Origin of the sequence: Mesorhizobium sp. M1A.T.Ca.IN.004.03.1.1 (genome assembly GCF_003997555.1) — a bacterium.
Taxonomy (GTDB): Bacteria; Pseudomonadota; Alphaproteobacteria; order Rhizobiales; family Rhizobiaceae; genus Mesorhizobium.
This window is the reverse complement of the sequence record NZ_RZTV01001053.1, coordinates 1-238: the sequence shown is the minus strand read 5'-3', so window position 1 is coordinate 238 and position 238 is coordinate 1. Positions and strand designations below refer to the sequence as shown.

1 pseudogene is annotated in these 238 nt (G+C 63.9%); it reads right to left on the bottom strand.

What is annotated here, in order from left to right:
• Positions 1-27 precede the first annotated feature (27 nt).
• Positions 28-238: pseudogene (locus EOD29_RS34895) on the bottom strand (alanine dehydrogenase); the annotation flags it as partial.

The window sequence follows — 238 nt, the reverse complement described above, 5'->3', positions numbered from 1 at the left end:
GGACCGGCGCCTAACCTAGAGTATAGCTTACGCTACGTTCAGCACGCTTTCCGGCGCAAAGGCTTCGTAGCCCAGCGCGTCGGCGACCGGTTTGCTGGTGATGCGGCCTTTGTGGACGTTGAGGCCGTTCCTCAGATGCCTGTCTTCGGCGATGGCGCGCAGGCCGCGATCGGCAAGCTCCAGGCCATGAACCAATGTGGCATTGTTCAGCGCGTGCGCCGAGGTGACCGGCACGGCG